This window comes from Paenibacillus sp. GXUN7292, from assembly GCF_050864975.1.
Classification (GTDB): Bacteria; Bacillota; Bacilli; order Paenibacillales; family Paenibacillaceae; genus Pristimantibacillus.
The window spans coordinates 109,612-135,575 of record NZ_JBOZWO010000001.1 but is presented as its reverse complement, the minus strand read 5'-3'; the positions used below and the strand labels follow the sequence as shown (position 1 = coordinate 135,575).

Here is a 25,964-nt window from a genome sequence, read left to right as displayed (position 1 = left end):
GTTCCTCCTTTTATTGTCTTTCCAAAATATGCTTTATATCAGCTTGCACAAATGGAAGATATAATCGCCAAGAAAACAAGGTTTTGCCAAGATGCATAAGCGGATGAGCTGTATAATGAGATTCCGTAATGTCCACTATGCGCTCCCAGTATGCCGCAGCGTAAGGCGCCTGAATATATTTAAGGGCAATTTGAAATTGTTCCTCGTCACCATTATGGCGATAAATGGAATAGGCTGTTGCTGCCCGAAGCTTTGCGGCAAAATACAAGTTCAAAAAGGCCCAAGCTTCAATATCAGCCTTTTCGCAGCAAAGCTCGGGTGTTCCGCTCGGCATACCCGCAAGTAAATCCAGTCCGGCACTGGCATCTTTTTCTAATGTGCTAGCGAGTTCAAGCGGCGTGATGCCGCTAGAATGGACTCCGGCAAGCTGATTCGCTGTAAAATTAGCAACAGACACGTATTCTGGATTAAAGCTGCCGCGTTCCAACAAATCCTGCAGCGATATAAAGGAAGCGCCTTCATCAAATTCCGCTTCATCCGTAGACATAAACCCTTCAGCATACAGCGTGAAATCCCAAGTAAAGGAGTAAAGTGAAGCGAGCGCCATTGGCATTTTACACACAGATGAATAGGCAGCAAGCAAAGATTTACCGATCGCAGACCGATGCCGCTTATTGAGCGCATGCTCGAATACTTTATCTGCTACGCCAGGATGATAAAGTATTCTTCCCCAAAGCATGTAGTAGAGCCAATTTTTCTCAAACAAGTAATCCCAGTTTTTATGCTCGCTATCCTGTTTATGAGAATAATCAAGCGCTGGTATCATGCATTCCGAACCAATATAGTAACCGCCGACATAGGACTGGCCGTTCTCGGCAATATGCTTGCGAATAAACGCAGGCTGCGCCCAACGCAAAGTAAAAAAATCCTCGTTGCGAATCATCCATGTGATGCCGTAATGAGTAGGCTCCGGATTCCAATAACCTTCCATACCATTTGAGCCGCCATGCGTTAATAAAAGCTTCTCTGACGAGTAGGCGTGAGACCAATTAAATTTAACCTCCAGCCACACTTCCTCCGCTGCAGCACTGATCGCTTCAATCGCTTGCCTGGTAACCGAGGGATCAACAGAAAATGGCGCCCGGTGAATAAATTTAATGCGCCGGTCAGCTTGCCGCATCCCTTCAAAATAAACATCATTAATCCAGCTCTGTCTTTCCTCAGGCATCATATCATTCATGCGTTCTCCAAGCGAGGTGCCAATGCCGGTCAGATCGGGATACTCATTAATTAGCTGTGTTACGCATTCCCGTGTATACTGTTTAATTTGCTCCGTGGAGTAGCTGTCGCCATAATGATAAAAGGTCTCATCACTAATAGCCTTCGGATCATAATGTTCACGAAATGCCTCGGACACAAATATATTCCAGCCAATCATGTACGTAGCAATGCCTCGTTCTTTTGCCATGCGAAATAATGTCGTCCAATAGTGCCGCCACTCCTGCAGCTCTTCATCCGTAAGAGGGCAAGCAAGCGGAAAGTTGACAGGACGAATCATCGATGTGAAAGGATGCAAATTCCAGAAGGTTAATACATTGTAGCGGTTCACTGCCATCATATCGAGAAATTTAGCCCAAAAGGATAAATCCCGCACTGTATCCGTTTGCAAGCGGAAACAATCATTTTTACGATAGCTGGACCAGGGCAGATTGAACTTGACGGCGCGAAACGAAAACCGGGCGTTAATAACTTCCTCAGCAACTTTCTCAAATTCACCGCTAAGCTCTAATCTTTCTGCAAGCTCAAGCACACCGTACATTGCGCCCGCTTCATTAACAGCAAGCACGTATGTTACCCCTTCCGCCCTACGAATTTCAAAGCCATCAGGCAAAACAGCAGCATCTATCGTCATAGCAAGGCGGCTATTGCCACCTGCTAGGGGAGCAGCTTGCTCTTGTTCAACAACTGTAATTATAATTTGGGCTTTTTTCCCGCTAGTCTGCCACTCTTCATAGCCGATTGCCTCTGCTTCTTCGCCAGACAATCGTATAGACTCTTGCAGCTTAGCGACAGCAAATTGCTGCATAGGCGAAGCATTGCTATAAACAATTGTAATCATAGCAAACCGACCTCCTGTTTTTAGAAAGGCCAGACGGAGTTGTTCCGGCTGGCCGCTGCTCCTACCAACCGATCTGTATTTCATGCCATTCCGGAAGCTGCTTTATACTGTCTGCGATAGCGATGCAATATCGGCTCTGTATAGCCGTTAGGCTGATCGTAGCCTGACAGCACTAATTCCAGCGCAGCCTGAAAAGCTGCTGACTGCTCGAAGCGGCCAGCCATTGGACGATAAAGAGGATCGTGCTCATTTTGCTTATCTACCACAAGCGCCATCCGCTTCATCGTCACGATGATTTGCTCCTTTGTACAAATGCCATGATGAAGCCAATTTGCCATATGCTGGCTCGAAATGCGCAGCGTTGCACGGTCCTCCATCAGGCCGACATGGTTAATATCCGGTACCTTCGAGCAGCCGATTCCTTGCTCTACCCAGCGCACAACATACCCTAGTATGCCTTGTGCATTATTATCAAGCTCCTGCTGGACTTCTTCAGCTGCCCAACTAGGCTCAATGACTACAGGAATCTCTAGTATTTGGTCAACGTAATCTTTGTTTTGCTGCTTTAATTTATGTTGGACCTCTCTGATATCAACCTGATGATAATGAAGGGCATGCAGCACGGCGGCCGTTGGCGATGGCACCCAAGCGGTGGAACAGCCTGCTTCCAGCTGACTTCTTTTTTGAATCAGCATCTCCTTCATTAAATCCGGCATCGCCCACATACCCTTGCCGATTTGAGCTTTGCCTTGCAGGCCGCATGTCAAGCCGACGCTCGTATTGGACTGCTCATAGCCTTTCAGCCATACTGAAGATTTCATATCGCTTTTGCGAAGCATCGGGCCGGCTTCCATCGACGTATGTATCTCATCCCCTGTACGGTCAAGAAATCCTGTATTAATAAATACAACCCTCTCCTTCACTTGCTTTATGCAAGCCTTCAAGTTAAGAGAAGTGCGCCGTTCTTCATCCATAAGTCCGATTTTCAGCGTATGCCTGTCAAGACCAAGCATATCCTCGACCCGGTCAAACAACTGATTAGCAAAGGCTGCCTCGTCCGAACCATGCATCTTAGGCTTAACGATATAAATGGAGCCTGCAGCAGAATTACGCTGCTTGCTTGTCCGCAGCAAATCATGCTTGGCGATAAGACTGGTAATCACACCGTCCATTATGCCTTCAAAGATTGGCTCGCCGTGTGAATCTAATATCGCATCGCTAGTCATCAAATGGCCTACATTGCGAACGAATAGCAGCGAACGGCCAGAGAGTTCAATCGATCCGCCGGCGGCAGATTGATAGGAACGATCAGCGTGCATAACACGGTGCACCTTTTCTTTGCCCTTCATAAAGTCGGCAGTCAAGCTGCCTTTCATAAGTCCAAGCCAATTGCGATAAACTGCCACCTTATCCTCGGCATCAACTGCAGCGACTGAATCTTCACAATCCATAATCGTCGTCAATGCCGCTTCCAGCACAATATCCTTAATTCCCGCAAGATCAGACTTGCCTATAATATGCTGTCTGTCTATGTGCAGCTCGATATGAAGCCCGTTGTTTTGCAATAATAGAACAGAAGGCGTGTCACTCTCTCCCACATATCCAATAAATTTAGCAGCATTCTGCAAAGCAGCTATTTTGCCGCTGGTCAGCTTAACCTTCAACTGTCCGCTTTGAACCGTGTAAGCAGCGGCTTCAGCGTGCGAGGCCTTCTCCAATGGAACCGCTTGATCCAGAAATGCTCTGCCATAGGCTATAACAAGCTCTCCGCGCTTCGGATTGTAGCCTGTTCCCCGCTCTGCGCCATTTTCCTCACTAATAACATCCGTTCCATACAAAGCATCATAGAGGCTGCCCCATCGCGCATTCACTGCATTTAGAGCATATCTCGCATTATTGACAGGAACGACCAGCTGTGGGCCTGCCTGCAGCGCAATCGCATCGTCAACCCGGCTAACCGATATTTGGAAGTCATCTGCATCAGGCTCCAGGTAGCCTATATCAAATAAAAAAGACTTGTAATCCTCCGGAGAAACCCGCCCCTTATGCTGCTGGTGAAAACGATCTATTGCAGCCTGCAGCTCATCACGCTTCGCAAGCAGTGCTTTATTAACCGGAGACAAATCATGGATGATTTGTTCAAAATCAGCCCAAAAATGCTCCGAACCAACTTCCGTGCCTGGGCGCGCTTCCTTTTCTATAAACTGAAAAAGCTGCTCATCAACCTTTAAATTGCCTACTGTCATATAAGTCATACAAGTTAGCTCCCTTCCTCTAAAATAACCGGATTATGTAAATGACCCAGCCCTTCAATGCTGCATGTAATGCTATCTCCGTCCTTCACATACTGAGCGCCCGCGGGTGTACCCGTCAAAATAACATCACCAGGCTTTAGCGTCATAAATGAACTAATATAGGCAATCTGCTGATCTACCGGCATAATGATCCGGTCCATGCCTGCATCCTGCAGAAGCTCGCCATTGACTCTGGCTTGAATATGCGCGCTGTTATAATCAAATTGTGTCTCAATATATGGACCTAGCGGGCAAAATGTATCAAATGCTTTACCGATCGTCCAATGGCCTTCCGGGTGAAAATAATTGAACGCCCCTAAATCATTGCCAATCGTATAGCCAAAAATATAGTCCTTTACGTCTGAAGTCTTAATATGACTAGCTTCTGCCCCTATAATCACCGCCAGTTCAGACTCGAATTTAACTTGCGCTGCTGCAGAGGGAAGCTTAATAGCATCTCCCGGCCCAATCACAGTAGTAAGCGGTTTAAAGAATAGGATAGGCATTTCAGGGATGGGCTGTTTTTCTTCCCCAGCCGGACTGAAATTTTTGCCGATTCCAATAATATGGCGAGGCTCCAGCGGCGCCTTCAATTGAACAGCTTCAAGCGGAAATTGATTCCCCGTCGTAACCCGGCTGCCAAATAAATGTCCGGTCCATTCATGGATAATGCCTTCTTCTAATTGACCAGAGCGAATTGCAGCTTCGCCTTCCACAGAAAAACGGACAAATTTCATATAAAACGCCCTTTCTGTTCATTATATTGAACAATGTTCATAAATATGCTTAAAAAATATATTCACACACGATCTATTTCTTGTCAATCTTCATTTTTGATATCTTTATACTGTCTATTTATTGTGAATGAGGCACCAAGCAAACGAACGGGCATGACACTGCGAACAAGTTTGGGCTTCCAACCGCTGTTGTAGTCATTGTCGATTGCTCCTATCCTTTTACTGATCCTAGCATAACGCCTTTCGCAAAATGCTTTTGTAAAAAAGGATACACAACCAATATAGGAAGCATCGCCAATACAATCGAAGCCATTCGAATCGTTTCCTGCGGCAAAACGCGATCGTCACTGCTACCTGCTGCGCCTACACCGTTAGAGTCCGAATCGATGACGAGTGATTTGACCAGCACCTGCAGCGTCCATTTCTTGGCGTCGCTCAAATAAATTAGCGCGTTGAAATAGGTATTCCAATAAGCTACCGCAAAAAATAATACAAATGAAGCAATGGCCGGCATAGATAGCGGAATAACAATTCGCCAGAATACACTAATATCCGAGCAGCCGTCTATTTTTGCCGCATCCTCCAGCTCTGAAGGCAGCGAGTCCAAAAAACCTTTTATAACAATTAAACTCCAGGCATTCGTAAGTCCGGATAAAATAAGCGACCAATGCGAATTCAGCAAATTCAGCTCTTTAATAAGCAAGTAGTTCGGCAAAATGCCTGCATGAAAGACCAGCGTAAAAACAACTGCGCCCAGCATTATATTTCTTCCAGGCACTTCCTTCTTCGTAAGCACATATGCGAATGTAAAAGAGATGGCAATACTAAGCACCGTTCCAATCGTTGTAACAAACACGGTGCTTTTTAATGCATTCATAAAGCTGTTTGTCGACAAAATATATTTATAAGCGGCCAGCGACCATTTCTCCGGGTACAAATAAAATTGCAGCGGAATATAGGCATCCGGGTCTGTAAATGAAACGCTCACAACATAAATAAACGGAAATACACACGCAAGTGAAATGATAGTAAGTAGAAAATAGTTCACATAATCAAATAATGTCAGCTTCTTCGTAGCGACGTAGCTCAAATGAGTAACCCTCCTTAATAAATGCCGTCCTGTCCCAGCTTTTTAACAATACGATTAGAAAGAACGACCAGCACTAAGCCGACCAAGCCTTTAAACATCCCGACGGTTACACCAACGCTGATCTTCCCGCCTAATATGCCGACCGTGTAGGCATACGTGTCGAATACCTGCGAAACGCTTGTAACGAGCGGGTTGCTCATTAGCAATATTTGCTCAAAGCCGACATCCGCCATTTGTCCTAACCGCAATATTAGCAGCACAATAATGGTCGGCCGAATAGCAGGCAAGGTGACATGAAAAATCTGCTTCATTCTCGATGCGCCGTCGATTACTGCGGCCTCATATTGCTGGGGATCTACGCCTGCCATAGCAGCCAAAAATATAATCGTGCCCCAGCCCACTTCCTTCCACATGCCTTGCACCGTCAGCAGTCCCCAAAACAAATCAGGATTGGACAGGAACGAAATCGGCTTGAAGCCCATACCGGAAATCAGCTTATTAATCAGACCAACATCTGTCGAAAGCATAAAGAAAGTCATACTCGCTACTACAACCCAGGATAAAAAATGCGGCAAATAGACGATGGATTGATTCAAGCGCTTGAATACCTCATGCCTAACTTCGTTGAGCATCAGCGCCAGCAATATTGGCATCGGAAACATGAAAATGATGCCGATAATGTTTATAGCCAGCGTATTTCGCAGCATCGTATAAAAAATCTCACTAGAAAACAACTCTTTAAAATGAGTGAAGCCTACCCACGGGCTTCCCCAAAGCCCCTGGAACGGATTATATTCTTTGAAAGCAATTAACAAACCCCATAGCGGTCCAAATTTAAAAATAAGCATATAGATAATGCCGGGCAAAGCGAGCAGATACATCCAGCGATAACGAACCAGTACCCTCCATAGCCGCGAACTGTTAATGCTTATTCCCGTTCTCCTTTTTGCTGCTGTTTGCATAGCTGTCGCACCTCATTTTATTTTTCACTTACTTGATAGTCGGCCTGCTCCAGCCATTTTGGATTTACTGTAACTCCCCAGCCTGGTCCACTCGGCACTTGCACCTTGCCATCGGCAACATGAAGCGGTTCCCTAAATAAATCCTTCGTCCAGTTGTCCTCTTCAATCGTATACTCCATATAAGCACCCGCATTAGGTATTGCTGATGCCATATGCATAGTAAACACAGTAACCATAGACAAGTTCGCAGCATGGGGCATACAAGGCATTTGAACAGCCTCTGCCATTCGGGCAACCTCCAAAGCTCTGCTTAATCCGCCTGCATAGCAAATGTCAGGCTGAACAATATCGACTGCGCGCATATGAATCATTCGTCTGAATTGTGCCAAGTCGGTATCCTGCTCGCCGCCTGTTACCGGAATATCAAGCTTATCAGCAACCTGCTTCGTCCATTCCAGTTCCATATACGGGCAAGGCTCTTCAAAATGCGTCACTCCGTACTGCTCGAGCATCTTCCCCGTCTCGATAGCTTTTTGTGGCGTATATCCGCTATTGGCATCGACGAATAATAAGCCTCTGTCTCCGATTGCCGAGCGAACAGCCCGTACAACCTCCTCGGAGCGGCCCGGATAAACATCTACATCATTGCCAAAGTTATTGGCGATACGAATTTTGAACGCTTCGATCCCCCGCTCAGCCTGCAGGCGCTTAATCCGTTCTGCTTCAGCCTGCGGGCTAATATTGCGCTTCATGCTGGAGCCATATACAGCAATTTCTTTGACTGTACCTCCCAGTAACTCAGCAACGCTCTTGTCCTCACGCTTCCCCAACAAATCCCATAACGCGGTATCAATGCCTCCTGCTGCCCTGCAAATATAGGAGCCTGGAAACTTATGCTCCTCGCGTATGATTTTTTCAGATACAGCTGCAATATCGTTAGCATCGGCGCCAAGCGCATGCTGTGCTGCCTGCTGATGAAGCACCAAGGCAGATATATTGGCGTGGTAGGGCGCGATTTGCCCGTAACCCTGCATACCATCCTCCGTTGTAACTCGTACAATGGAAAGCTGTTGCTTCGTAAACGTCTCAATCCGTTTAATTTTCATATCATCACTCCTCCTTTTTTTAGCGCACATAGAGTTGAGCTAGCGAAACTGTGTACGAAAATTCCCTGGAGTCGTATGCACATATCGTTGAAATACACGAATAAAATTCCGCTCCGAATATCCGACTGCCTCCGCAATTAGAGAAATATTGCCGTCTGTATCCTTCAATAGCCTTTTGGCTTCTTCCATTTTGGTTTCTACTACGAATTCCAAAAAGTTTTTTCCGGTTTTTTTCTTGAACAGCCTGCTTAAATAAGATGGACTTACACCGATTTTATCTGCGCAGTGAACAAGAGATAAATCCTGCCCGCAATTTTGCTCGATATAATTGCATATCCACTCAATCGCGGAATCGCCGCTTGACTCACGCTCGCTAGCAGTCAGCCAGCTGAATAACGGAAACAGCTTCTGCTTGAACCACTCTTTCATCTCGTCTGAAGTTTGCATGCTTCTCAGCTGGCCAAACAAATTATGAGCAATAATTTCATTGCTGCTCGCTCCCTGCGCTTCCATACTTATAATGAATTTCGATAAAAAAACATGATAGCTTTGATAAATAAAAGCATAGGATTGCGAGCTATGGATCGTGGCAATAAACTTCTCGAAAAGCTCAGTTGCCTGCTGCAAATCATCCTGTTTAAGCGCATCTAATATATCAGTCTCCAGCTCAGACGGGTAACGAAGCAAGGACTGTGATTTCACCTGCTCGACCTCGTCAATAAAGAGCACCTGCTCTGACTCACGGAATAACCGGTATTGCAGCGCGTGATCCGCTTCATTGCAGGACACTGGAACGTCAGCTATATGCGAATAGGACCGACCTATTCCTACCGTGACCTCAAAGGCCAAGTAATGACGAAACGCCTCGATGATCGCGTGTACAAATTGCTGTATATGCTGGCGTATAACATCGTCAGAGCGATCAGGCTTGAATTGCAATATGGCAGCGCCTCGGCCTTGAAAGGGAATGACAAAGCCCTTCATATCGACTATATCCCGTCCAGACAATATTTCCTGCATGACATTCGCTAGCGAGAAAGCAACGATTCCTTTCTCCTCCGGCATAAACCTTTTTTCCTTATATATTTTCTCAGCTTCAACCAATAAGGTTACGTAGGTATTGTTCATTTCCATTCCGTATGTTTCGCAATCCTGCAATAATGATTGGTTTCCGCGATAATCTCCGTTAAGCAGCTGATAGAGAAACTTTTCTCTTAATGAAGGCTCAAGCGACTGCATATAAGACTCCAGCTTTTTAGTTTCTCCGCTTAAATAATCAAGCGATTGTTGAATAACGCCAAGATCATCTGTTAACTGCCCTGATTGATCATCCCGTAATTGACGGCTGTGCTGAATGAGCTGTTCAATTGGGGTATAGGCTCTCCGGGAATTAATATAAGTGAGCAATATGCCAATCGCCGCAAATACAACGATAATAAAAGCAGTCAGCTGCCGAATCCAGCTTAACTGATCTGTAATGATTTGTTCCGGTACGACAGAAATATACGTTCTTGAAAATACGTTTTTAACAAAACGGTACTGGGCTTGCTTGCCGTCGATTCCTTCCGCTACGAAGAAATCGGCACTTTTGTCTGATTCTCTAATCTTCTCAATGGCTGGCAGACTCGTTAAGGATTCAAGAAATTGCTCCGATCTTCGTTCAGAGCCAAAAGGATCATTCAGTTTCACAATCATCAGCTCTTGATTAGCGGCGACAAGCGTCGTGTCCGTCTCCATAAATTTGCTTAGCGCTGCTGTTTCAATTTCAAACCCAAGTATTCCCTTAGGGCCTTCTGTGCCGATAAGCGGCAGCGCTCTGGAAAAAGTAATGAACCCTTCCCTGCCTGTCGTTTTCGTCCACTGGGTAGGATGATTGCTTTGCAGCAGCTCATCCAAATGGCTGCTCGTGCGATAATCCTCTTTGGCAATTGCACCGTATTCATTTGATAGCACCAGATTATCGCTTGAACTATATAAATAGATTTCGTTGATAAAACTATTAAAATTTTTAACTAGCGCGATTTTCTTTAACAGCTCTGTCTTCGTAAGCACGGATGGTTGTGCTCCCCCTGCTAGTGAATCCTGAAGAAAAGCATCATTGGCTAATTGGAGCGACTCCTGTTCGATTTGCTGCAGCACCCGCTCTGCGCGATCACGCATCGCTGATAGTGAAGCCGTGCTCTCGGAATGAATATATTTCTCCATTTTATTCATGGAATATTGATAGTAAACGACACTAGCCAAAATAACTGGAACACAAACAGAAATACATCCAAACCAGATCAGCTTCAAAAAGTAGCTTCTTGAATTTGCTCGCTTCAACGCTGAAAGCAATTGAACAAATGCCTTTTTCCAACCAGCCATTGATTCTCCCCATTTCATCAGGTGTAATTTGCAGCAGACTGCTCTATTAATCTAATAATAGAAAGCGCTGTCAAACAGATCAAGTAAATATTACACCGCTTTTCGTAAATGGCCTATTTATTACTTAGGAAATTTCATACTGTAATCTGCAGCAAACTGCTGATAAGCCTCTTGAAACTCTGGATTTTCATTTAGCTGTTTAATATAAGCCTCGTATTCCTCCATTGTAATTTGGCCAGCAATCGCTTTAACTGCCATGGACTGCCAATCCGTTTGATATTTCGGCCAGATGGATGTCCAGGTATCCGAATTAATAATGGCGAAGAAATCTATTCTTCCTACTTCCGCATAATTAGCTACTGATTGCTCTTTTGCATCATTATAAGATTTTGGCGCAGCTGGATTAACAACCTTCATTTTGTTATTGTAGGCTAGCGGGAAGATCGCCCCGGTGCCATTAGCCGTTACTTGCTGCTTTCCAAGCTCAGTCAGCTGAGGCTGCCCATCCGCGAGTGTATGATGAATATCTTGCAGACCGTAATAGTTATAGTCTGTTTCTTCCATCGTTGTCGTGCGTTCAAAGAACTGCAATATTTGCTTCACTTTTTCCTCAGACACTTTTTTGGATATATAGAACGCGCCGGAGAAAGGAACTGAAAGCTGCACGCTGCTGCCCCCTGGACCTTTCATTGGAGGCAAGGATATAACCTCTGCTTCGGGCTGTACCTTTTGAATACTTTGCTCAAAGGTGAAGTCACGCCATACATTTCGTCCGTAAGAAGCGGCTCTGCCTGTTGTAAAAATTTCTTCCGCCTGTGTCTGCTTCACGACGGAGAAATCCTGTGCCAATATGCCATCTTCGTATAGCTGACGGAAATAACGAATCAAATCCGTATAATTAGGCGTTAAAAACTTATTAATAATACCGCCACGATCATCATAGATGGGATCTAAACCGCCAAAGGCTGCCAAGAAGCTGCCATCGCTGTCCGAGAAAAAGCTGCTCATCGTGCCGTGGCCGATAAGTCCGATCGTATCGTTGCGATTATTGCCGTCTGGGTCACCTTCAACGATAGTCTTCAGCACCGTACGGTATTCCTCGAGCGTTGTAGGAACCTGTAGATTCAGCTTATCCAGCCAATCCTTCCGCATTTTTATGCCAATGTCGATTTGAGGACGATTTCTAGGAATGCCAAACACTTTATTATCCGTTTTCACATAATCCCAAACGGCTTCAAAACTGTTATTTTTTAAATTCGGATACTGTTTGAAATCATCCAGAAACGGCGTTAAGTCCCAAAACGCCCCTTGCTTTACCGCATTTTGCAAAGTCGGACGAGTAATATTATTAGCAACAATAACCTCAGGAATATTGCCCGACGAAAGTACGAGATCAAACTTTGTATCGTAATCTCCCGATGGTATCCATTCGATATCAAGCTCTACAGCATTTTTCTTCTGAAAATGGCTCCAGTATTCATCATTCATATTTGGCACGTCCGCATAGGATGGAACCATAAATTGAATTTTAAGCTTTTCCTCCTGCTCTCCTTCCTTTTTATTGCTGCTGCTGCCGCAACCCGACAACACCGTGGCGGCAACTGCAATCAACATCACTGATCCCAATAACTTCTTCGATTTTAGCTTCATAGCGACCCCCTGATATTGTATTTTCAACTCCAATTATAGGGAGAAACAATAGCTGCATGTAAGTGACAATACTTGCACATTGTCAAAAAACCGCATAACAGCAAGGTTTGTCACCCCTTGTGTCCTCATTTACATGGCGGTTGAAGCTGTGGCCTGCAAACCTTCGGTAAACACAAAAGCCCAGCCATCGTCTCAAATAGACGGCTGAGCTTTCGGCCATATTACTATCTAATTTTGATACTGTTAGCACAATAATAACCATCAAAGTAATTTCATTGCCTTTTCCGTCCCGATCGGATCATGCAAGGAGACATCCTTGCGAACCTTCTTGATCGAACGTAAATGCATAAGTATCTCGCTCTCAATACAACGAGCTGCAAAAGTTACCTCGATCGAATAATACATTATTCGAGAAACTAATTTTAGAGTATGCTCATTATGTTCACTTCGACAATTATGAAATAGGGCTGTGGTCTGAATGTACCTGTTATCGCAAAAACAAACTCAACTAACCATATTAAATTATTAACACCAATAATAAATGATGTAATTATCATGATAATTATCATGATTGTTTTCTTCATTCCTCCACCACTTCCATCCATATCTTTTGAGTTAACAGTTTAATAGTAAGTCCGAAAAATATATCTATCGACAAATCCTTTCCCTTTTTTAAAACTAAGATGCCGCGTATAAAAAGAACAAAATCACCAATCGGTGACCTAACTTGCCGTCATCGTGTGCAAAGAACAAACAATGCGATGTTATTTGCGGTGCGGACATCCATGACCGTTGGAACCAAAAAAGCAGTCTTTTTGTTGTGTATGCGGACACTTATGACCATTAGAAGAACATTCCGCCGAATTTTCTAGCTTTTTTCCCGCTAACGGACATTTCTGTCCGCTAGAAAGTAGAAGTTAGCGAAATATGAGCGCTAACGGTCATTATTGTCTGCATCATTAGGAGCAATTCGAACTCACAGCCGCATCGTACGCCGTCTTTATCCCCCCTAATTATTCCGACATACTTATCCACAATTTTAACTGATGCATAATTTCCTAAACAATAAAAAAGCCGGCATCGCCGGCCTTATCAAAATTGTTGGATTTAACGCTTCGCCTTATAAAACTCATGATACAACTTCATCAGCGCCCGCTTCTCTATCCGTGACAAATAGCTGCGTCTGATGCCCAATTCTTTTGCGATCTCGCGCTGCGTGCGTTCTTCTCCGCCAGTAATTAATCCAAAACGGCTGATCACTACTTCCTTTTCGCGATCATCGAGTATGTCCAGGTTTTTATAGATTTTACTTTTTTCAATTTTCAGCTGCACCTTTTCCGCCACATCGTCCGTATCCGTGCCTAATATATCGATCAAAGTAATTTCATTACCTTCCTTGTCCGTTCCGATCGGATCATGCAAGGAGACGTCCTTACGAACCTTCTTGAGCGAACGTAAGTGCATAAGTATTTCATTCTCAATACAACGGGCTGCAAAAGTGGCCAGCTTTGTGCCTTTATCGGTCTGAAATCTCTCAATCGCTTTAATTAGCCCTTTACTGTATATCTTTCAATATGTTTGATATCATGGGTACTTGTTAAATAATTTTATCTTTGTATTATTAATACCGGCTACTTGATTTAATGTACCAGGATCACAATACAAACAAAATAAACCGAACACTGTGACCTTTCAGCGCTCGGTTTTATTTGTGATTATTCCTTAATATCAAATGTTGCTCAATGCGTTGAGCCCATTCAGGCAAAACCTTCAAATGATATTTGATGATTTCATGATCTGCTTCCAGTATAATTTCACCATCTGCTTTACTATTATCAATAACGACGAGGTGGTCAATTAGATCCAGATGAACCAAAAGATTCTCCATACTCGTTACGCTACGTCTAATGATGTCCTCTGACTCAATATGATGGCCACCGTTTTTCACGCGAGTAGCAACACGCTCAATATTAAGTCGTACATCTCCTAGTCCTACATAGAACATAAAAATCTCGAAGCCACTTTCTTTTGCTTCACGCATTTGACGAATAACGTTACCACCTGCTAAGGTCGTCTCGACTGTGAAATCCCTATTATTTCGAATACATTCTCTGGCTAATTTTATGGCTTCCTTTCCTGCAGTTACCCTATATTTCTCTGGGTGTAGCTGATCGATTTTACGAGCTAGAGCATCAGGATCAATGTTAACACTTACACCAAGTCGATCTACAATCAAATTACGTATTGTACTCTTCCCACTTCCATTATTACCAGCGAACACGAACATCGTTGCAACTGTCTTATTCATGATAGAGCTCCCGTTCATTCATTGGTTCAATCTTGCCTGTACTATATTCTTTCACAAATTGCCCATCCGACGTCTTATATACAATGTACGTACCATTTGCTTTCGCATCCAATTTCGCACGATCACCCGTTAAACGAATTAATTTAGCTAAACCTTTTGTTCGGTTCATCATCTTTATCACCGCCGATTTCGTTATATGTAGCTTGAGTATACCATAACATGTGACATGTTACATAAGTCGGAACCATAGTTCCTGCTACTAACATTAATAGCCCATAAGCATGAGAATACATATCTCACGCTCATAGGCTGATCACTGCCATTCAACTCACCGCTTCACCTTATAGAACTCATGATACAGCTTCATCAGCGCCCGCTTCTCTATCCGTGACACATAGCTGCGGCTGATGCCCAGTTCCTTCGCGATCTCGCGCTGTGTTCGTTCTTCTCCGCCAGTAATTAATCCAAAACGGCTGATCACTACTTCCTTTTCGCGATCATCGAGTATGTCCAGATTTTTATAGATTTTACTTTTTTCAATTTTCAGCTGCACCTTTTCCGCCACATCATCCGTATCCGTGCCTAATATATCGATCAAAGTAATTTCATTGCCTTCCTTGTCCGTTCCGATCGGATCATGCAAGGAAACGTCCTTGCGAACCTTCTTGAGCGAACGTAAATGCATAAGTATTTCGTTCTCAATACAGCGGGCTGCGAAAGTGGCCAGCTTTGTGCCTTTGCCAGGCTGAAAGCTCTCAATCGCTTTAATTAGCCCGATCGTGCCGATGCTGATCAAGTCCTCTAGATCCTCACCCGTATTATCAAATTTCTTGACGATATGTGCCACTAACCGCAAATTATGTTCAATAAGCAAATTCCTCGAATACGCATTTCCTTCAGCCATCAGTGCCAGATGCTTTGCTTCCTCCTCTTCTTTTAAAGGCTGTGGAAAGGCATTGTTCTTCACATACGATACAAGTAACGATAGCTGTTTAATAAATAAAGCTATTGTTGTAAACAATCCCATTTGTCGTACACCTCCAGGCCAGTTTACCGTTTATGTTTCTCTTTATAAACAGTGCAGTTATATAGTGTATGTAGGTATTCGCCCAGAAGTGCAAGTACAAAAAAAGTGCCAGCCTCCTAGTAGAGGCGTTACAAAACAATTAGCATAGTTAGACAAGTTTCAGCTGCTGACTGCATATGCATGTTAAGAAGCAAATCTAGCCCATTAAAATGATGAGGTGTGATTGTATGTCAATGCCCAACATTCCGGACATTAAACCAGATATTATTCTTAATCGCGAAGATGTCGTTAACTTATTGCTAACCTCCATAGCGCTTGAAGATATCAGCTTCTCACACATCATTAATGCTGAAGCTGAAAAGATTCAGCACTTTCTGAAAGATAAGTCCTTATCGTTAAAAGACGCTATTACAGTTAACACAAGTGTCGAGAAGATGATGCGGGGCATTCTTACTAATCAAATGCTTATGCTGCATAAGCTTGGCGATATTATGAAAATAATCGATACGTTTTATGACGATCCGGGCCATTATAGCCAGGAATCAGATGTATGCGGCTCCAGCTGCAATCACGACTTTGAGCAATGCTGCAAATGCGGGCGTTACGACGAAGATAACTATGAAGAATAACGAATCGAATGCCGAATGGGCCATTGCTGCGATCAGCCATGAAATCGCTGCTCTGCAAGGATTGATTTCAGCTAATATTGAGCAGGTGCTAGTTTTTATTCAAAATAATGTATTCGATAGCAGCAAAGTAAACTTGCAGGAGCTGATCGCTTTTAATGCCTCGCAGCTATATTTGATAGACTCGCTGCTTATGCTGAAATGGGTCACCTTTCGAAAAATAAACACGACGCTTGAAATTTGGAGCCCGTCTGCTTCAGAGAATTCTTTTGCAAAATATCAAATTCAAATAGAGAAGCTGTATCAATTAAAATTAGATTGGATCGCGGCTCTAGCCCAGCTCATTTTTGAACAATCAAAGATCGAAGCTGCTGAATTAAATCGCTTGCTAGAAGAGCAAATGACAAAGCTCTCACTGGCCATATCGAGTATATGCAGCTCTTTCTTCCAACCTCATTTTTATATTCCTATTACTTACAATGCTGCAGCGTTTCCGCAAAATAAAACTCCCTCTCAGGTAGATGTTAAAAAGCTGCTTGTCCAGGTTATGCGAAGATTCCCTTTCTCTGCTAAAACTAATCGGCAAATTTTACAGCAAACGATCCGATTAATAAGCTCTTGCTACCCGAATCCGTCTACAGAAAGCGGTAATGAACCCAAGACTGCAGCAGTTCGTTCCAAGCCGCTAATTGCAAATTCGAATAAAAAGGCTAAGCCAAGGAATACAAAAAAATAACACAAGCCAGCCTGTAAAAAAAGCTAGCTTGTGTTTATTTTTATTAACTTTCAACTACGATAGCCTGCAGTTGCGCTTCTATGCATAAGCGGCTAGCTGTAAAGATATGCGTTTGTGTCATCGCATTGTCCGTTCCGTCAATACAATCTTTTATAAAAGCGCCGAAGAAGGGATAGCCAACTTTGCCGGTTACTTCAAAATGCTGCTCTCCCTGCCCGTTAACCAAATAAACATGATTGCCTGTTGACCTTGCAGCAATATCGATATATTTGCGCACTTCTATGTAGCCGTTTGTACCCATGATTAGAACCCGGCCATCCCCCCAAGTGCCAAGACCTTCCGGAGTAAGCCAGTCTACGCGAAAATAGAAGGTTGCCCCGTTATCAGCCACAAGTGTTGCATCTCCGAAATCCTCAAAGCCTTTATACTGCTTAAAGTGATAATTAGCTACCTTGCTGTGCAGCACACGGGCGTCCTTCGCTCCGGCATAATGCAAAAATTGCTCGATTTGATGGCTGCCGATATCGCATAGAATGCCTCCATAGCGATCATGCTCAAAAAACCAATCCGGCCTTGAAGGCGCATTGATGCGGTGAGGACCTGTGCCAATTACATGGACGACGCGTCCAATCGCCCCATCCTCAATAAGCTGGCCCGCGAATACAGCTCCCTCGACATGCAGGCGCTCACTGAAATATACGCCCCATTTCAGCCCGGTTGCCGCCGTTTTGCGCTCCGCAAGCTCAATTTGCCCCAGTGTAGTAAAGGACGGCTTATCGGCAAAATAATGCTTGCCATGATCCAGCGCGCGAAGCCCTATACCGCAGCGCTCGGAAGGAATAGCCGCAGAGGCAATTAATTGCAGCTCATTATGCTCCAGCACCTCTGATTCGGAAGCAGCTATTGCGGCTTGCGGAAATTTTTGCTGAAAGCTGGCAAGCTTGCCTGGATCCGGGTCATAGACGATGACCAGCTCGCCGCCTGCCTCCAATAGGCCGTTGCACATGCCATAAATATGGCCATGATCCAGTCCGATCACGCCAAACTTAAATTCGCCTTCCGCAACGACACTGCTTTTGTTGCCTTTCGGCGCATAATTCATGCCATCTTTTTTATCCATCCTGCCCGCTCCTTACTTTTCATCACCTGTTGTAATTTCATTGCTTGCAAAGCTGGTTACGCTGCTCGTTTTCTCATAAAAATATTTGGCGTTCTTAATAATTCCTTCTCTGCTGTAAAATGAGCTGCTGCTGCCTAACGGCAGCTTCACCGCTTGCCCCGTGCTGGCTGATTCGTAAATAGCTGTAATTAGCTCAACCGTTTGCCGTCCCTGCTGCCCGTCAGCAAGCAATGGCTTCTCGCCTTTAATAGCTCTTGCTATATCATAGATTTGACCCGTGTGGCCTTCATACTGCAGCTCAGGCAAACTGTTGTACAGCTGCTGCAGTTTCTCTTCGAGTTCATTATTTACTTCAGGGAAACCGTTTGGCTTCGAAATCGAAGCATTTACTTTCCAAGGTGCGGACACTCTGGCCTTTTTCCCTTGAAAAATGAGCTGCTGCTCCTGTCCGTGATGTACGACTGAGCTAGTAATTTGCGCCATGCTGCCATTGTTGTACCGGCATACGGCAATCGACAAATCTTCTACTTCAGCGTTATCGTGCGACGTATTGCTCATCAGCGCGGTTACTTCTTGCGGCATGCCGTTCATCCATTGAAAAATATCAATATGATGCACAGCATGATTAAGGGTGCAGCCACCGCCTTCTTTTTCCCAGGTGCCTCTCCACCATAGGTCGTAATAGCTATGCCCCCTCCACCAGAAGGAATCGACCTGTGCATGGACAACCTGTCCAATGAGCTGGCTGTCAAGCACCTGCTTTAGCTTCATCATTGGCGTTCGGAAGCGGTTTTGTGCAACTACGGACAATAGCTTGCCTGTTTCAGCAGCTGTGCGGTTCATCGCATCGCATTCCTCCAGTGAGGAGGCCATCGGCTTCTCTACCAGCACATGCAGGCCTGCCTTCATCGCCGATATGGCAAGCTCAGCATGCGTATAAGGAGGCGTACAAATCGATACTAGATCAATGTCCCCTCTTGCGAACAGCTGTTGAACATCTTGATATATTTCGCAGTTCAAGCCGTACTCCGCCGCCGTTTGCTGTGCTTTTTCTAAATAAACATCGCATAGCGCTGCAATTTCATAATGCTCATTAAGCTCTTTGTAAGCTTTAATATGAGAAGGAGCTATAGCTCCAAGTCCAATAATCGCTACCTTAATCATGGCTCACCCTCCTATTAATGTTTCTAGAATTAACCCTTCAAGCCGCTCGTGCTGATTCCTTCCACAATATAACGCTGGAAGCTAAAGAATATGATCGTTACAGGCAATAAGCTTAACGTTGACATGGCAAACAATGCGCCCCAATCCGTAACGGCTTCAGGGTCCGAGAACATTTTAAGCGCCAGCGCCAGCGTGTATTTCGTCGGGGAGCTCAAGTATAACAACGGCCCCATGAAATCATCCCATCTCCAATAAAATGAAAAGATAGCGCAGGTCATAAGAGCGGGAACGATAAGCGGAATCGTAATCCGGTAAAAAATTTCAAAGCGGTTGCAGCCGTCAATTCTTGCCGCCTCATCCAGCTCATACGGAATGGATCGAATAAATTGCATCGTCAAAAACACAAAAAATGGAACGCCGAAAAACGTTGGCAGTATGAGCGGGTAATAAGTGTTGATCCAGCCGAACCAGTTGAACATAATGTACTGCGGGATCATAATAACCTCGAATGGAAGCATCATCGTCAGCAGCATGCAGACGAACCAGACGTTACGCCAAGCAAAACGGATTCTAGCGAAGCCGTATGCAATGAGCGTTGAAGAAATAATGCTGCCTATCGTAGATACGATAACGACAAAAAATGTATTTGAGAAAAAAGTAGTAAAGGTAATGCCGCCAAAGCCTTTCCAGCCGTTTACATAGTTTTCAAAGTGCCAGCCCTTTGGAATTAACGACTGTGCTTCAACAAACACCTGCGAGCTTTCCTTAAGTGAGCTGCTGATCATCCATATAAGCGGATAAAGCATAAAGGCTGTCAGAATGAAGACTGTCACTTGACGAGTAATTTTAGTCGCTTTGCTTTCAATCATCACTTGTCGCCTCCTGACTCGTAATGCACCCAATGCGCGGAGCTCTTGAATACGAGCGCACTGAAAATTGCGATAATAATGAGCATGATCCAAGCCATTGCCGATGCATAGCCCATCTCAAAATAAACGAAGCCGCGCTGATACATATAAAGTACATAGAGCAGTGTGCTGTCGAGCGGCCCGCCCTTCGTTATAACAAAGCTGGATGTAAAGGACATAAATCCGCTTATTAATTGCATAATGACATTGAATAAAATAACCGGCGTCAGCAGCGGAATCGTTATTCTAGTAAACTGGTACCATTTATTGGCGCCATCCACACTGGCTGCTTCGTAGAAGGAAACCGGAATATTTTTTAGCCCCGCTAAAAAAATGAGCATGGTCGATCCGAACTGCCAGCCATACAGCAAAATGAGCGTCCATATTGCCGTATCCGGATTTCCGAGCCATGAGCTGGTTGGCAGCCCCAGCATGCCCATAATGCCGTTAATTGCACCTTCATTGCCAAACAGCTGCTTCCACATAACCGCAACAGCGACACTGCCGCCTATAATGGAAGGCAAATACAAAGCCGTCCGGTAAAAGCCCGCCCCTCTTATAAGCCGGGCCAGCAGCATAGCTACGCCAAGTGCGAACAATAATCGAAAGGGGACTGCTGTAAAAACATAAAAAAAGGTGACTTTTAGCGAAGTCCAAAACTTCTCATCATTGGTAAACATTCGAATAAAGTTATCCATGCCGACCCATTCCGGGGCGCCAAGCAGATCATATCTGGTAAAGGATAAATATAAGGACATGCCGATAGGAAACACATTAAGCGCAATAAATCCGATTAAAAAAGGCGAAATAAACAAATAGCCGGATAAATTGGAATAGCCTTTGCTGTTTTTAACTTTTTTGATGTTATTGCTCGCTGCCATAAGATCACCGCTTTCTAGAGCTATGCACCGCCTGATTATGCTGCGCCCTGAATTCCGTAACGAATTCAGGGCGCAGCTGCACAGCATATTCCGTTATTATCTGGACAAGATTTGCTCCGCTTTCTTTCTAAATTCCTTTGCGCCCTCGGCAGGCGTCATTCTTTCATAAAGCACCTGCTCGTCAATCTCTTTCAGCGCATTCATAACCTCTGTTGCTGATTTCGGATGGTTTTTGTCAATCGGGCCGCCATGCTTCGTTAAAAACTCTACATATTCAAACGCCTGCAAAGTAGCATCGTCTACTTCGCTCTTCAGCGCTTCTTGAATTTGTGAATTGACAGGAACGCCGCGATCAGCGCGCAAAACTTTTCCAGCTTCAAGATCATTTACAAAGTAGTTGATAAACTTGGCTGCCTCTTCTTTATTTTTCGAGCTTTCCGGTATTGAGAAGAACATGCCCGGACGTAGGAACCCGCCGTACTCCCCTGTATCACTTGGCAGCGGACCAAGCTTAAGCGGACGCTTGGCGCTTTCGGAAGTGCCCGCGATGCCGCTTGACCAGCCGAATTCCATGCCCAGCTTGCCAAGCACGATCAGCTTATTTTCCGGTGTGTCATGCTGCATATTTACATCAAGCGTCGGCGCAAGCCCTTCCTTGATCCAATTCAGCTTAAGCGCCAGCAAGTTCTCAATGATGCTGTCATCCTCATAGCCAAGTCCTGTTCCATCCTGGTTAAAGATGCGTGCTCCATGCTGACGAAGCACGATTTCAGCTACATTGTGGATTTCCATATTGTGAACACCGTAAGGCGTATTCTGCTTCATTTTTCTGGCTGCCTCTGTAGCATCTGCCCAAGTCCAGCCCAGCTCCGGCTCCGGAACGCCGGCATTTTTGAACATTTCCGCATCGTAGATCGTGCCATAGCCATTCAAGCCAAGCGGAATTCCGACCAGCTTGCCGTCTAGGCGGCCAAGATCAAGCACAGCATCATCAATATGCGACACATCTATTAAACCGCTTTCAATAAAAGGATTCAGATCCGCCAGCAAGCCTCTCTCTGTGTACTGCGTCAAATAATCGCCGAAGTTTTGATTCATGACGTCTGGCAAATTGTTTCCTGCCGCTTGCGCAGCCATCTTTTCCCAATATCCAGCAAAGCCTGAAAATTCGGGTTCAATTGTTACATGGCTGTTTTGCTCTTTATACATGCTGATTACTTTGAGCGTATCGTCATGGCGGGCTTGTGATCCCCACCAGCTTACACTAAGCTTGACTTCTTGATTTGAATCTTTGCCGCTGTTGCTGCTCTGTGGCTCGGCACTGCTGCCAGCCCCTCCTGTATTGGCGCCTCCGCAGCCTGTCAGCATCGCAGCTGTTGTCATGACTGATACTAACGCGATGCCCCATCTTTTTTTGAACACGTTATACCCTCCTCTAAGTAGCTTGCTTTATGTTGCTTGTGCTCATTATAGAATGAGAGCAGCGCGTAAAGAACCCATAAATCCGTCCTAAAAGGTTAAAAAAACAGTCTATTGCAGCCCGCGCTTTTTGTATTCGGAAGGGGTATAGCCCGTCTCCTTTTTAAATACCTGGCTAAAGTATTTGGGATTGTTGCCAAAGCCGACCTGCTCTGCAATTTCATTCATTTTTATATCCTCTGCCTGATCGATCAGCTTCTTCGCCCGTTCCATCCGCATAATGACGATGTAAGACTTAAAACGATGGCCGGTATGCCGGCGGAACAGCTTCCCGATATAATCCGCATTCATATACATCATTTCATTAGCCAGCTTATATAGAGAGAATGATTCATCGGCTATATTTTCTCTAGCATAGCGCAGCATATTTCTCACAATGTCATTGTGCGCATTGACGTCGTCGTTAAAAAACTGCTCGATGATTTGCTCTGCTGCATCCTTTATCCAGCTTTTCATTTCCACGAGTGTCTGAAGCTCCTGCAGCTCCATAATCTGCTTATACAATGACTCCTGCTCATTGGCGTCAGCTTGCTTGATTACAGCCATATAAAGCGCTGCCGCTTCTCTCTTGATCTGCTCGATTGAAAAATTGCACTCTGCCATTGAAGCAAACGACTGCTCAATCAGGCCGGTTGCCGTCAATAAGTCACCGCTGCGAACAGCCGCCGCCACCTGCTTCAAATCTGCCTCCTGCAATGCGGCATTGTTATCTTCAGCCTCGTTGACTGATCTGCCGGTGATGTGCTTGCCCCCTTGAATTTGCGGTTCCTCCGCAATCACGCTGCCTTCGCCATAGAAGAAATGGTGCTTCAAGGAAAGCTCGGCTTCTTTATGCAATCTGCGCAGCTCGCCTACTGCTCCAGAACGGCTGATCACGGCTAAAGCTTTGTACTTGTAATAAGCTTCAAAAATTGACGTCGCTTGCTGATGCACAGGAATAAGCTCGCTATTTTGCTGATCGTTTACTGCAATTACGACCTTTCCGTCAAGCAACGTGCTGAGCAGAAAGCTGCTTGTCCGCTCCAGCAATTCTACTAATATATTTTTCAGCGCAAACAAATACATATGCTCGCTCGTCCGCTCAATTTGCAGCACAAGCAGCTTTACGGCCTCCGGTGCCTTCGACCGGTGATTCATTTGGATATGTTCCGCCCATTCCTGCTCGCCATAGCTGCGATTGATCAGCATTTCGCGCAAAAATTGCTCCTCGGCATGCGGCTTCACTTTTTCAAGCTGATACATCGTTTGCTGCAGGTCGCTTTCTTTTTTATGCTCGATGGCAATTTCCTTTGTCATACAGTCGAGCACGGTGGAAATTTTTTGCGGATTGCAAGGTTTCAGCAAATAGTGCTGTACGCCAAATTCCATCGCTTGCTTCGCAAAATCGAATTCCTCATGGCCGGACAGTATAATGAATTTAACTTTAGGTTTAACATGTTTCACCTTTTTGATCAGCTCCAGGCCGTTCATAATCGGCATTTTTATATCTGTAATAATAATGTCTGGCGTCTCCTGCAGCACCATATCATAAGCCAGACTTCCATTCATCGCTGTGCCAATCAAGGCTGTACCAAGCTTTTCCCATTCAACCAGCATCGAGATGCCCTGCAGTATCGTTTTCTCATCATCCACCAGTAAAACCTTAAGCATCCTGCTCACCTTCTTTGTAGGGAAGTATGATCGTAACCGAAGTCCCTCTGTTTAGTTGACTGTCAATTCGCGTCTGATATTGCTCGCCGAACATAATGGCCAGACGCTCGTTAATATTGGACATGCCAATGCCCGCTTTTTTTGAGCGCACCTCTCCATTTCGCAGCCCTTGCAGCACTTCCTGCTCCATGCCTGAACCGTTATCCCGGATCAAAATTTTGATTTCCCGTACTGAAAAATCGTCAGCTGGCGGGCTAAGCAGCTGGACAGCTACCTCAATCGTGCACGGCTCGCTCATCATTTCGAGCGCATGCTGAATGGCGTTTTCGACCAAAGGCTGAATCGTCAGCTTAGGTATTAATGCCTGCATAGCCTCTTGATCTGCTTTGAGCTTAAATATTAATCTTTCGTTGAAGCGATGGCGCTGAATGGTAATATAATCCTTCACAATTTGCAGCTCTTCTTCCAGCGTAATCAGCTGTTTTTTCTTGCTTATAATACTGCGGAACATTTGTCCCAGCGCTTCCACCATTTCAGCGATTTGTGATTGCTTATTGATGTGCGCCATCCAGTTGATCGTATCGAGCGTATTGTATAGAAAATGGGGATTGATTTGCGCTTCAAGCGCCTTATATTCCGTTTCTTTGATAACAATCTGCTTCTGATAATTTTCTTTGAACAGCTCGTTTATTTTTTCCAGCATAATTCTAAAGTTTCGATGCAATTGCCCGGTCTCATCCATATTTGCAAAGGAATGATGCGTATCTGGGACATCAAAGCTCCCCCGCTGCACCATTTTAATTTTTTCAGTAAGCGCTGCAAGCGGTTTCGTTATACTGTGGGCTGTTATACGGGTTGCAATTATAACGATCACAAACAAGGCAACAAAAAGGATCGTAACGAGTGAGCGCAGTTCTTCCGTTTTTTGGGCAATGGATTCATACGGCAATATATTATAGTAGGTCAATTCATCATTGCTTTCAGATTTTAAGTAGGAAACCAAATATTTGGCTCCGGCAATTTCCTCGATCGTGTAGCCTTTATTGCTATGATGGAAAGGGAACTGCCTTTCCTCAAAAAAGCCCTGCTGCGAGGAATAAACAAACCGGTCCTGCTGGGCGATAAAAAACAGCTTGCTGCCCGATAAATCCAGCTGCTGCTTGACCAGCTTGCCCATATCAATCCAGGCCATCAGCACTCCGTAATGCTCCAAATTTAAATTTTCCATTCCTTTTATTTGCCTGACCGCAATTAAATGCTGCGATTCCGGCGCACCGTATATCCACCTGTTTTCACCTTGCACGGCAATAGCGACCTGCTCCATATCCTCAGGCGGATCAGCAATGCTGTACAATACGGTATTGACGGCAGCCCCGCGGGAATCTACGATCCGCAATGACGAAATGTAGTTTTCCTGATGCATAAACAGCAGCAGTCTGTTGGCCAGGTTTTCTTTATTTTTAAAGCTTTCGTACGTAGCATTTTCATCAAGCCTTTCGCTCAAATATTGCTGGATCCGCGAATCCGTACTAATTTGAAACGACAGCTTCTCTACCTTTTTCATCTCATTGTCGATCGTTTTAGAAGCAAGCTGCAAAATCTCTGCCGATTCCGCATAAATCTGGCTTTCATAGCTCTCTGCAATCGTATGGAAGGCAGCGAGCGTAACTGCGCACACAATTAGCATCATAATACATTGAATAACAAAAAACTTTTCTTTAATTTTAAGATTTTTCAGCAAGA

20 protein-coding genes and 1 pseudogene are annotated in these 25,964 nt (G+C 44.7%); 2 read left to right on the top strand and 19 right to left on the bottom strand.

What is annotated here, in order from left to right:
• Positions 1-10: 10 nt before the first annotated feature.
• The 12 genes and pseudogenes from ACRRU2_RS00585 to sigK form a co-directional block, all read right to left on the bottom strand.
• On the bottom strand, positions 11-2,119 hold the full coding sequence (locus tag ACRRU2_RS00585) for a hypothetical protein (protein WP_432499622.1): 2,109 nt from the start codon (positions 2,117-2,119) through the stop codon (positions 11-13).
• An 80-nt stretch (positions 2,120-2,199) separates the two neighbouring features.
• Entirely contained in the window at positions 2,200-4,374 is a 2,175-nt protein-coding gene (locus tag ACRRU2_RS00580) for a malate synthase G (RefSeq protein WP_432499621.1), read from the bottom strand.
• A 5-nt stretch (positions 4,375-4,379) separates the two neighbouring features.
• Positions 4,380-5,150: a fumarylacetoacetate hydrolase family protein gene (locus ACRRU2_RS00575; RefSeq protein ID WP_432499620.1), complete on the bottom strand. Its 771-nt coding sequence runs from the start codon at positions 5,148-5,150 to the stop codon at positions 4,380-4,382.
• A 211-nt stretch (positions 5,151-5,361) separates the two neighbouring features.
• On the bottom strand, positions 5,362-6,240 hold the full coding sequence (locus tag ACRRU2_RS00570) for a carbohydrate ABC transporter permease (protein ID WP_331699193.1): 879 nt from the start codon (positions 6,238-6,240) through the stop codon (positions 5,362-5,364).
• 14 nt (positions 6,241-6,254) lie between these two features.
• A complete protein-coding gene (locus ACRRU2_RS00565) occupies positions 6,255-7,202 on the bottom strand; it encodes an ABC transporter permease (protein ID WP_331699192.1) in 948 nt (315 codons plus the stop codon).
• A gap of 17 nt (positions 7,203-7,219) precedes the next feature.
• Positions 7,220-8,308 (bottom strand): mandelate racemase/muconate lactonizing enzyme family protein, encoded by a 1,089-nt coding sequence (locus tag ACRRU2_RS00560; RefSeq protein WP_432499618.1) that lies wholly within the window; start codon positions 8,306-8,308, stop codon positions 7,220-7,222.
• A gap of 39 nt (positions 8,309-8,347) precedes the next feature.
• The gene (locus tag ACRRU2_RS00555) at positions 8,348-10,672 is read right to left on the bottom strand and encodes a helix-turn-helix domain-containing protein (protein WP_432499617.1); all 2,325 of its coding nucleotides are present in this window, start codon (positions 10,670-10,672) and stop codon (positions 8,348-8,350) included.
• Positions 10,673-10,792: 120 nt separating this feature from the next.
• A complete protein-coding gene (locus tag ACRRU2_RS00550; protein ID WP_432499616.1) occupies positions 10,793-12,322 on the bottom strand; it encodes an extracellular solute-binding protein in 1,530 nt (509 codons plus the stop codon).
• Positions 12,323-13,429: 1,107 nt separating this feature from the next.
• Positions 13,430-13,876 (bottom strand): annotated as a pseudogene (locus ACRRU2_RS00545) (sigma-70 family RNA polymerase sigma factor); the annotation flags it as partial.
• Positions 13,877-14,027: 151 nt separating this feature from the next.
• The gene (locus ACRRU2_RS00540) at positions 14,028-14,630 is read right to left on the bottom strand and encodes a zeta toxin family protein (RefSeq protein ID WP_432499615.1); all 603 of its coding nucleotides are present in this window, start codon (positions 14,628-14,630) and stop codon (positions 14,028-14,030) included.
• The gene (locus ACRRU2_RS00535; protein WP_331699339.1) at positions 14,623-14,802 is read right to left on the bottom strand and encodes a hypothetical protein; all 180 of its coding nucleotides are present in this window, start codon (positions 14,800-14,802) and stop codon (positions 14,623-14,625) included. The genes ACRRU2_RS00540 and ACRRU2_RS00535 overlap by 8 nt, the downstream gene beginning before the upstream one ends.
• Before the next feature lie 156 nt (positions 14,803-14,958).
• The gene (gene sigK, locus ACRRU2_RS00530) at positions 14,959-15,657 is read right to left on the bottom strand and encodes an RNA polymerase sporulation sigma factor SigK (protein WP_331699187.1); all 699 of its coding nucleotides are present in this window, start codon (positions 15,655-15,657) and stop codon (positions 14,959-14,961) included.
• A gap of 227 nt (positions 15,658-15,884) precedes the next feature.
• Here sigK and ACRRU2_RS00525 point away from each other — a divergent pair, with 227 nt between their 5' ends.
• Both ACRRU2_RS00525 and ACRRU2_RS00520 read left to right on the top strand, forming a co-directional pair.
• A complete protein-coding gene (locus tag ACRRU2_RS00525; protein WP_331699186.1) occupies positions 15,885-16,286 on the top strand; it encodes a hypothetical protein in 402 nt (133 codons plus the stop codon).
• The gene (locus tag ACRRU2_RS00520; protein ID WP_432499614.1) at positions 16,276-17,019 is read left to right on the top strand and encodes a hypothetical protein; all 744 of its coding nucleotides are present in this window, start codon (positions 16,276-16,278) and stop codon (positions 17,017-17,019) included. The genes ACRRU2_RS00525 and ACRRU2_RS00520 overlap by 11 nt, the downstream gene beginning before the upstream one ends.
• 43 nt (positions 17,020-17,062) lie before the next feature.
• Here ACRRU2_RS00520 and ACRRU2_RS00515 read toward each other — a convergent pair whose 3' ends face one another.
• The 7 genes from ACRRU2_RS00515 to ACRRU2_RS00485 form a co-directional block, all read right to left on the bottom strand.
• On the bottom strand, positions 17,063-18,139 hold the full coding sequence (locus ACRRU2_RS00515; RefSeq protein ID WP_432499613.1) for a Gfo/Idh/MocA family protein: 1,077 nt from the start codon (positions 18,137-18,139) through the stop codon (positions 17,063-17,065).
• Between the two features lie 12 nt (positions 18,140-18,151).
• The gene (locus ACRRU2_RS00510; protein WP_432499612.1) at positions 18,152-19,303 is read right to left on the bottom strand and encodes a Gfo/Idh/MocA family protein; all 1,152 of its coding nucleotides are present in this window, start codon (positions 19,301-19,303) and stop codon (positions 18,152-18,154) included.
• Positions 19,304-19,332: 29 nt separating this feature from the next.
• Complete coding sequence (locus ACRRU2_RS00505) at positions 19,333-20,172, bottom strand: carbohydrate ABC transporter permease (protein WP_432499611.1); 840 nt, start codon at positions 20,170-20,172, stop codon at positions 19,333-19,335.
• A complete protein-coding gene (locus tag ACRRU2_RS00500; RefSeq protein ID WP_432499610.1) occupies positions 20,172-21,092 on the bottom strand; it encodes a carbohydrate ABC transporter permease in 921 nt (306 codons plus the stop codon). The genes ACRRU2_RS00505 and ACRRU2_RS00500 overlap by 1 nt, the downstream gene beginning before the upstream one ends.
• A 96-nt stretch (positions 21,093-21,188) precedes the next feature.
• Positions 21,189-22,514 carry an ABC transporter substrate-binding protein gene (locus ACRRU2_RS00495; protein ID WP_432499609.1) on the bottom strand — a complete coding sequence of 442 codons (1,326 nt, stop codon included), beginning with the start codon at positions 22,512-22,514 and terminating at the stop codon, positions 21,189-21,191.
• Between the two features lie 108 nt (positions 22,515-22,622).
• The gene (locus tag ACRRU2_RS00490) at positions 22,623-24,221 is read right to left on the bottom strand and encodes a response regulator transcription factor (RefSeq protein WP_432499608.1); all 1,599 of its coding nucleotides are present in this window, start codon (positions 24,219-24,221) and stop codon (positions 22,623-22,625) included.
• The gene (locus tag ACRRU2_RS00485) at positions 24,214-25,962 is read right to left on the bottom strand and encodes a sensor histidine kinase (protein ID WP_432499607.1); all 1,749 of its coding nucleotides are present in this window, start codon (positions 25,960-25,962) and stop codon (positions 24,214-24,216) included. The genes ACRRU2_RS00490 and ACRRU2_RS00485 overlap by 8 nt, the downstream gene beginning before the upstream one ends.
• Positions 25,963-25,964 lie beyond the last annotated feature (2 nt).

Coding starts and splice junctions, on each gene's coding strand:
- sigK (WP_331699187.1), bottom strand. CDS start 15,657: ATGGGATTGTTTACAACAATAGCTTTATTTATTAAACAGCTATCGTTA.
- ACRRU2_RS00540 (WP_432499615.1), bottom strand. CDS start 14,630: ATGAATAAGACAGTTGCAACGATGTTCGTGTTCGCTGGTAATAATGGA.
- ACRRU2_RS00515 (WP_432499613.1), bottom strand. CDS start 18,139: ATGGATAAAAAAGATGGCATGAATTATGCGCCGAAAGGCAACAAAAGC.
- ACRRU2_RS00565 (WP_331699192.1), bottom strand. CDS start 7,202: ATGCAAACAGCAGCAAAAAGGAGAACGGGAATAAGCATTAACAGTTCG.
- ACRRU2_RS00520 (WP_432499614.1), top strand. CDS start 16,276: ATGAAGAATAACGAATCGAATGCCGAATGGGCCATTGCTGCGATCAGC.
- ACRRU2_RS00550 (WP_432499616.1), bottom strand. CDS start 12,322: ATGAAGCTAAAATCGAAGAAGTTATTGGGATCAGTGATGTTGATTGCA.
- ACRRU2_RS00490 (WP_432499608.1), bottom strand. CDS start 24,221: ATGCTTAAGGTTTTACTGGTGGATGATGAGAAAACGATACTGCAGGGC.
- ACRRU2_RS00575 (WP_432499620.1), bottom strand. CDS start 5,150: ATGAAATTTGTCCGTTTTTCTGTGGAAGGCGAAGCTGCAATTCGCTCT.
- ACRRU2_RS00510 (WP_432499612.1), bottom strand. CDS start 19,303: ATGATTAAGGTAGCGATTATTGGACTTGGAGCTATAGCTCCTTCTCAT.
- ACRRU2_RS00560 (WP_432499618.1), bottom strand. CDS start 8,308: ATGAAAATTAAACGGATTGAGACGTTTACGAAGCAACAGCTTTCCATT.
- ACRRU2_RS00505 (WP_432499611.1), bottom strand. CDS start 20,172: ATGATTGAAAGCAAAGCGACTAAAATTACTCGTCAAGTGACAGTCTTC.
- ACRRU2_RS00585 (WP_432499622.1), bottom strand. CDS start 2,119: ATGATTACAATTGTTTATAGCAATGCTTCGCCTATGCAGCAATTTGCT.
- ACRRU2_RS00500 (WP_432499610.1), bottom strand. CDS start 21,092: ATGGCAGCGAGCAATAACATCAAAAAAGTTAAAAACAGCAAAGGCTAT.
- ACRRU2_RS00525 (WP_331699186.1), top strand. CDS start 15,885: ATGTCAATGCCCAACATTCCGGACATTAAACCAGATATTATTCTTAAT.
- ACRRU2_RS00535 (WP_331699339.1), bottom strand. CDS start 14,802: ATGATGAACCGAACAAAAGGTTTAGCTAAATTAATTCGTTTAACGGGT.
- ACRRU2_RS00555 (WP_432499617.1), bottom strand. CDS start 10,672: ATGGCTGGTTGGAAAAAGGCATTTGTTCAATTGCTTTCAGCGTTGAAG.
- ACRRU2_RS00580 (WP_432499621.1), bottom strand. CDS start 4,374: ATGACTTATATGACAGTAGGCAATTTAAAGGTTGATGAGCAGCTTTTT.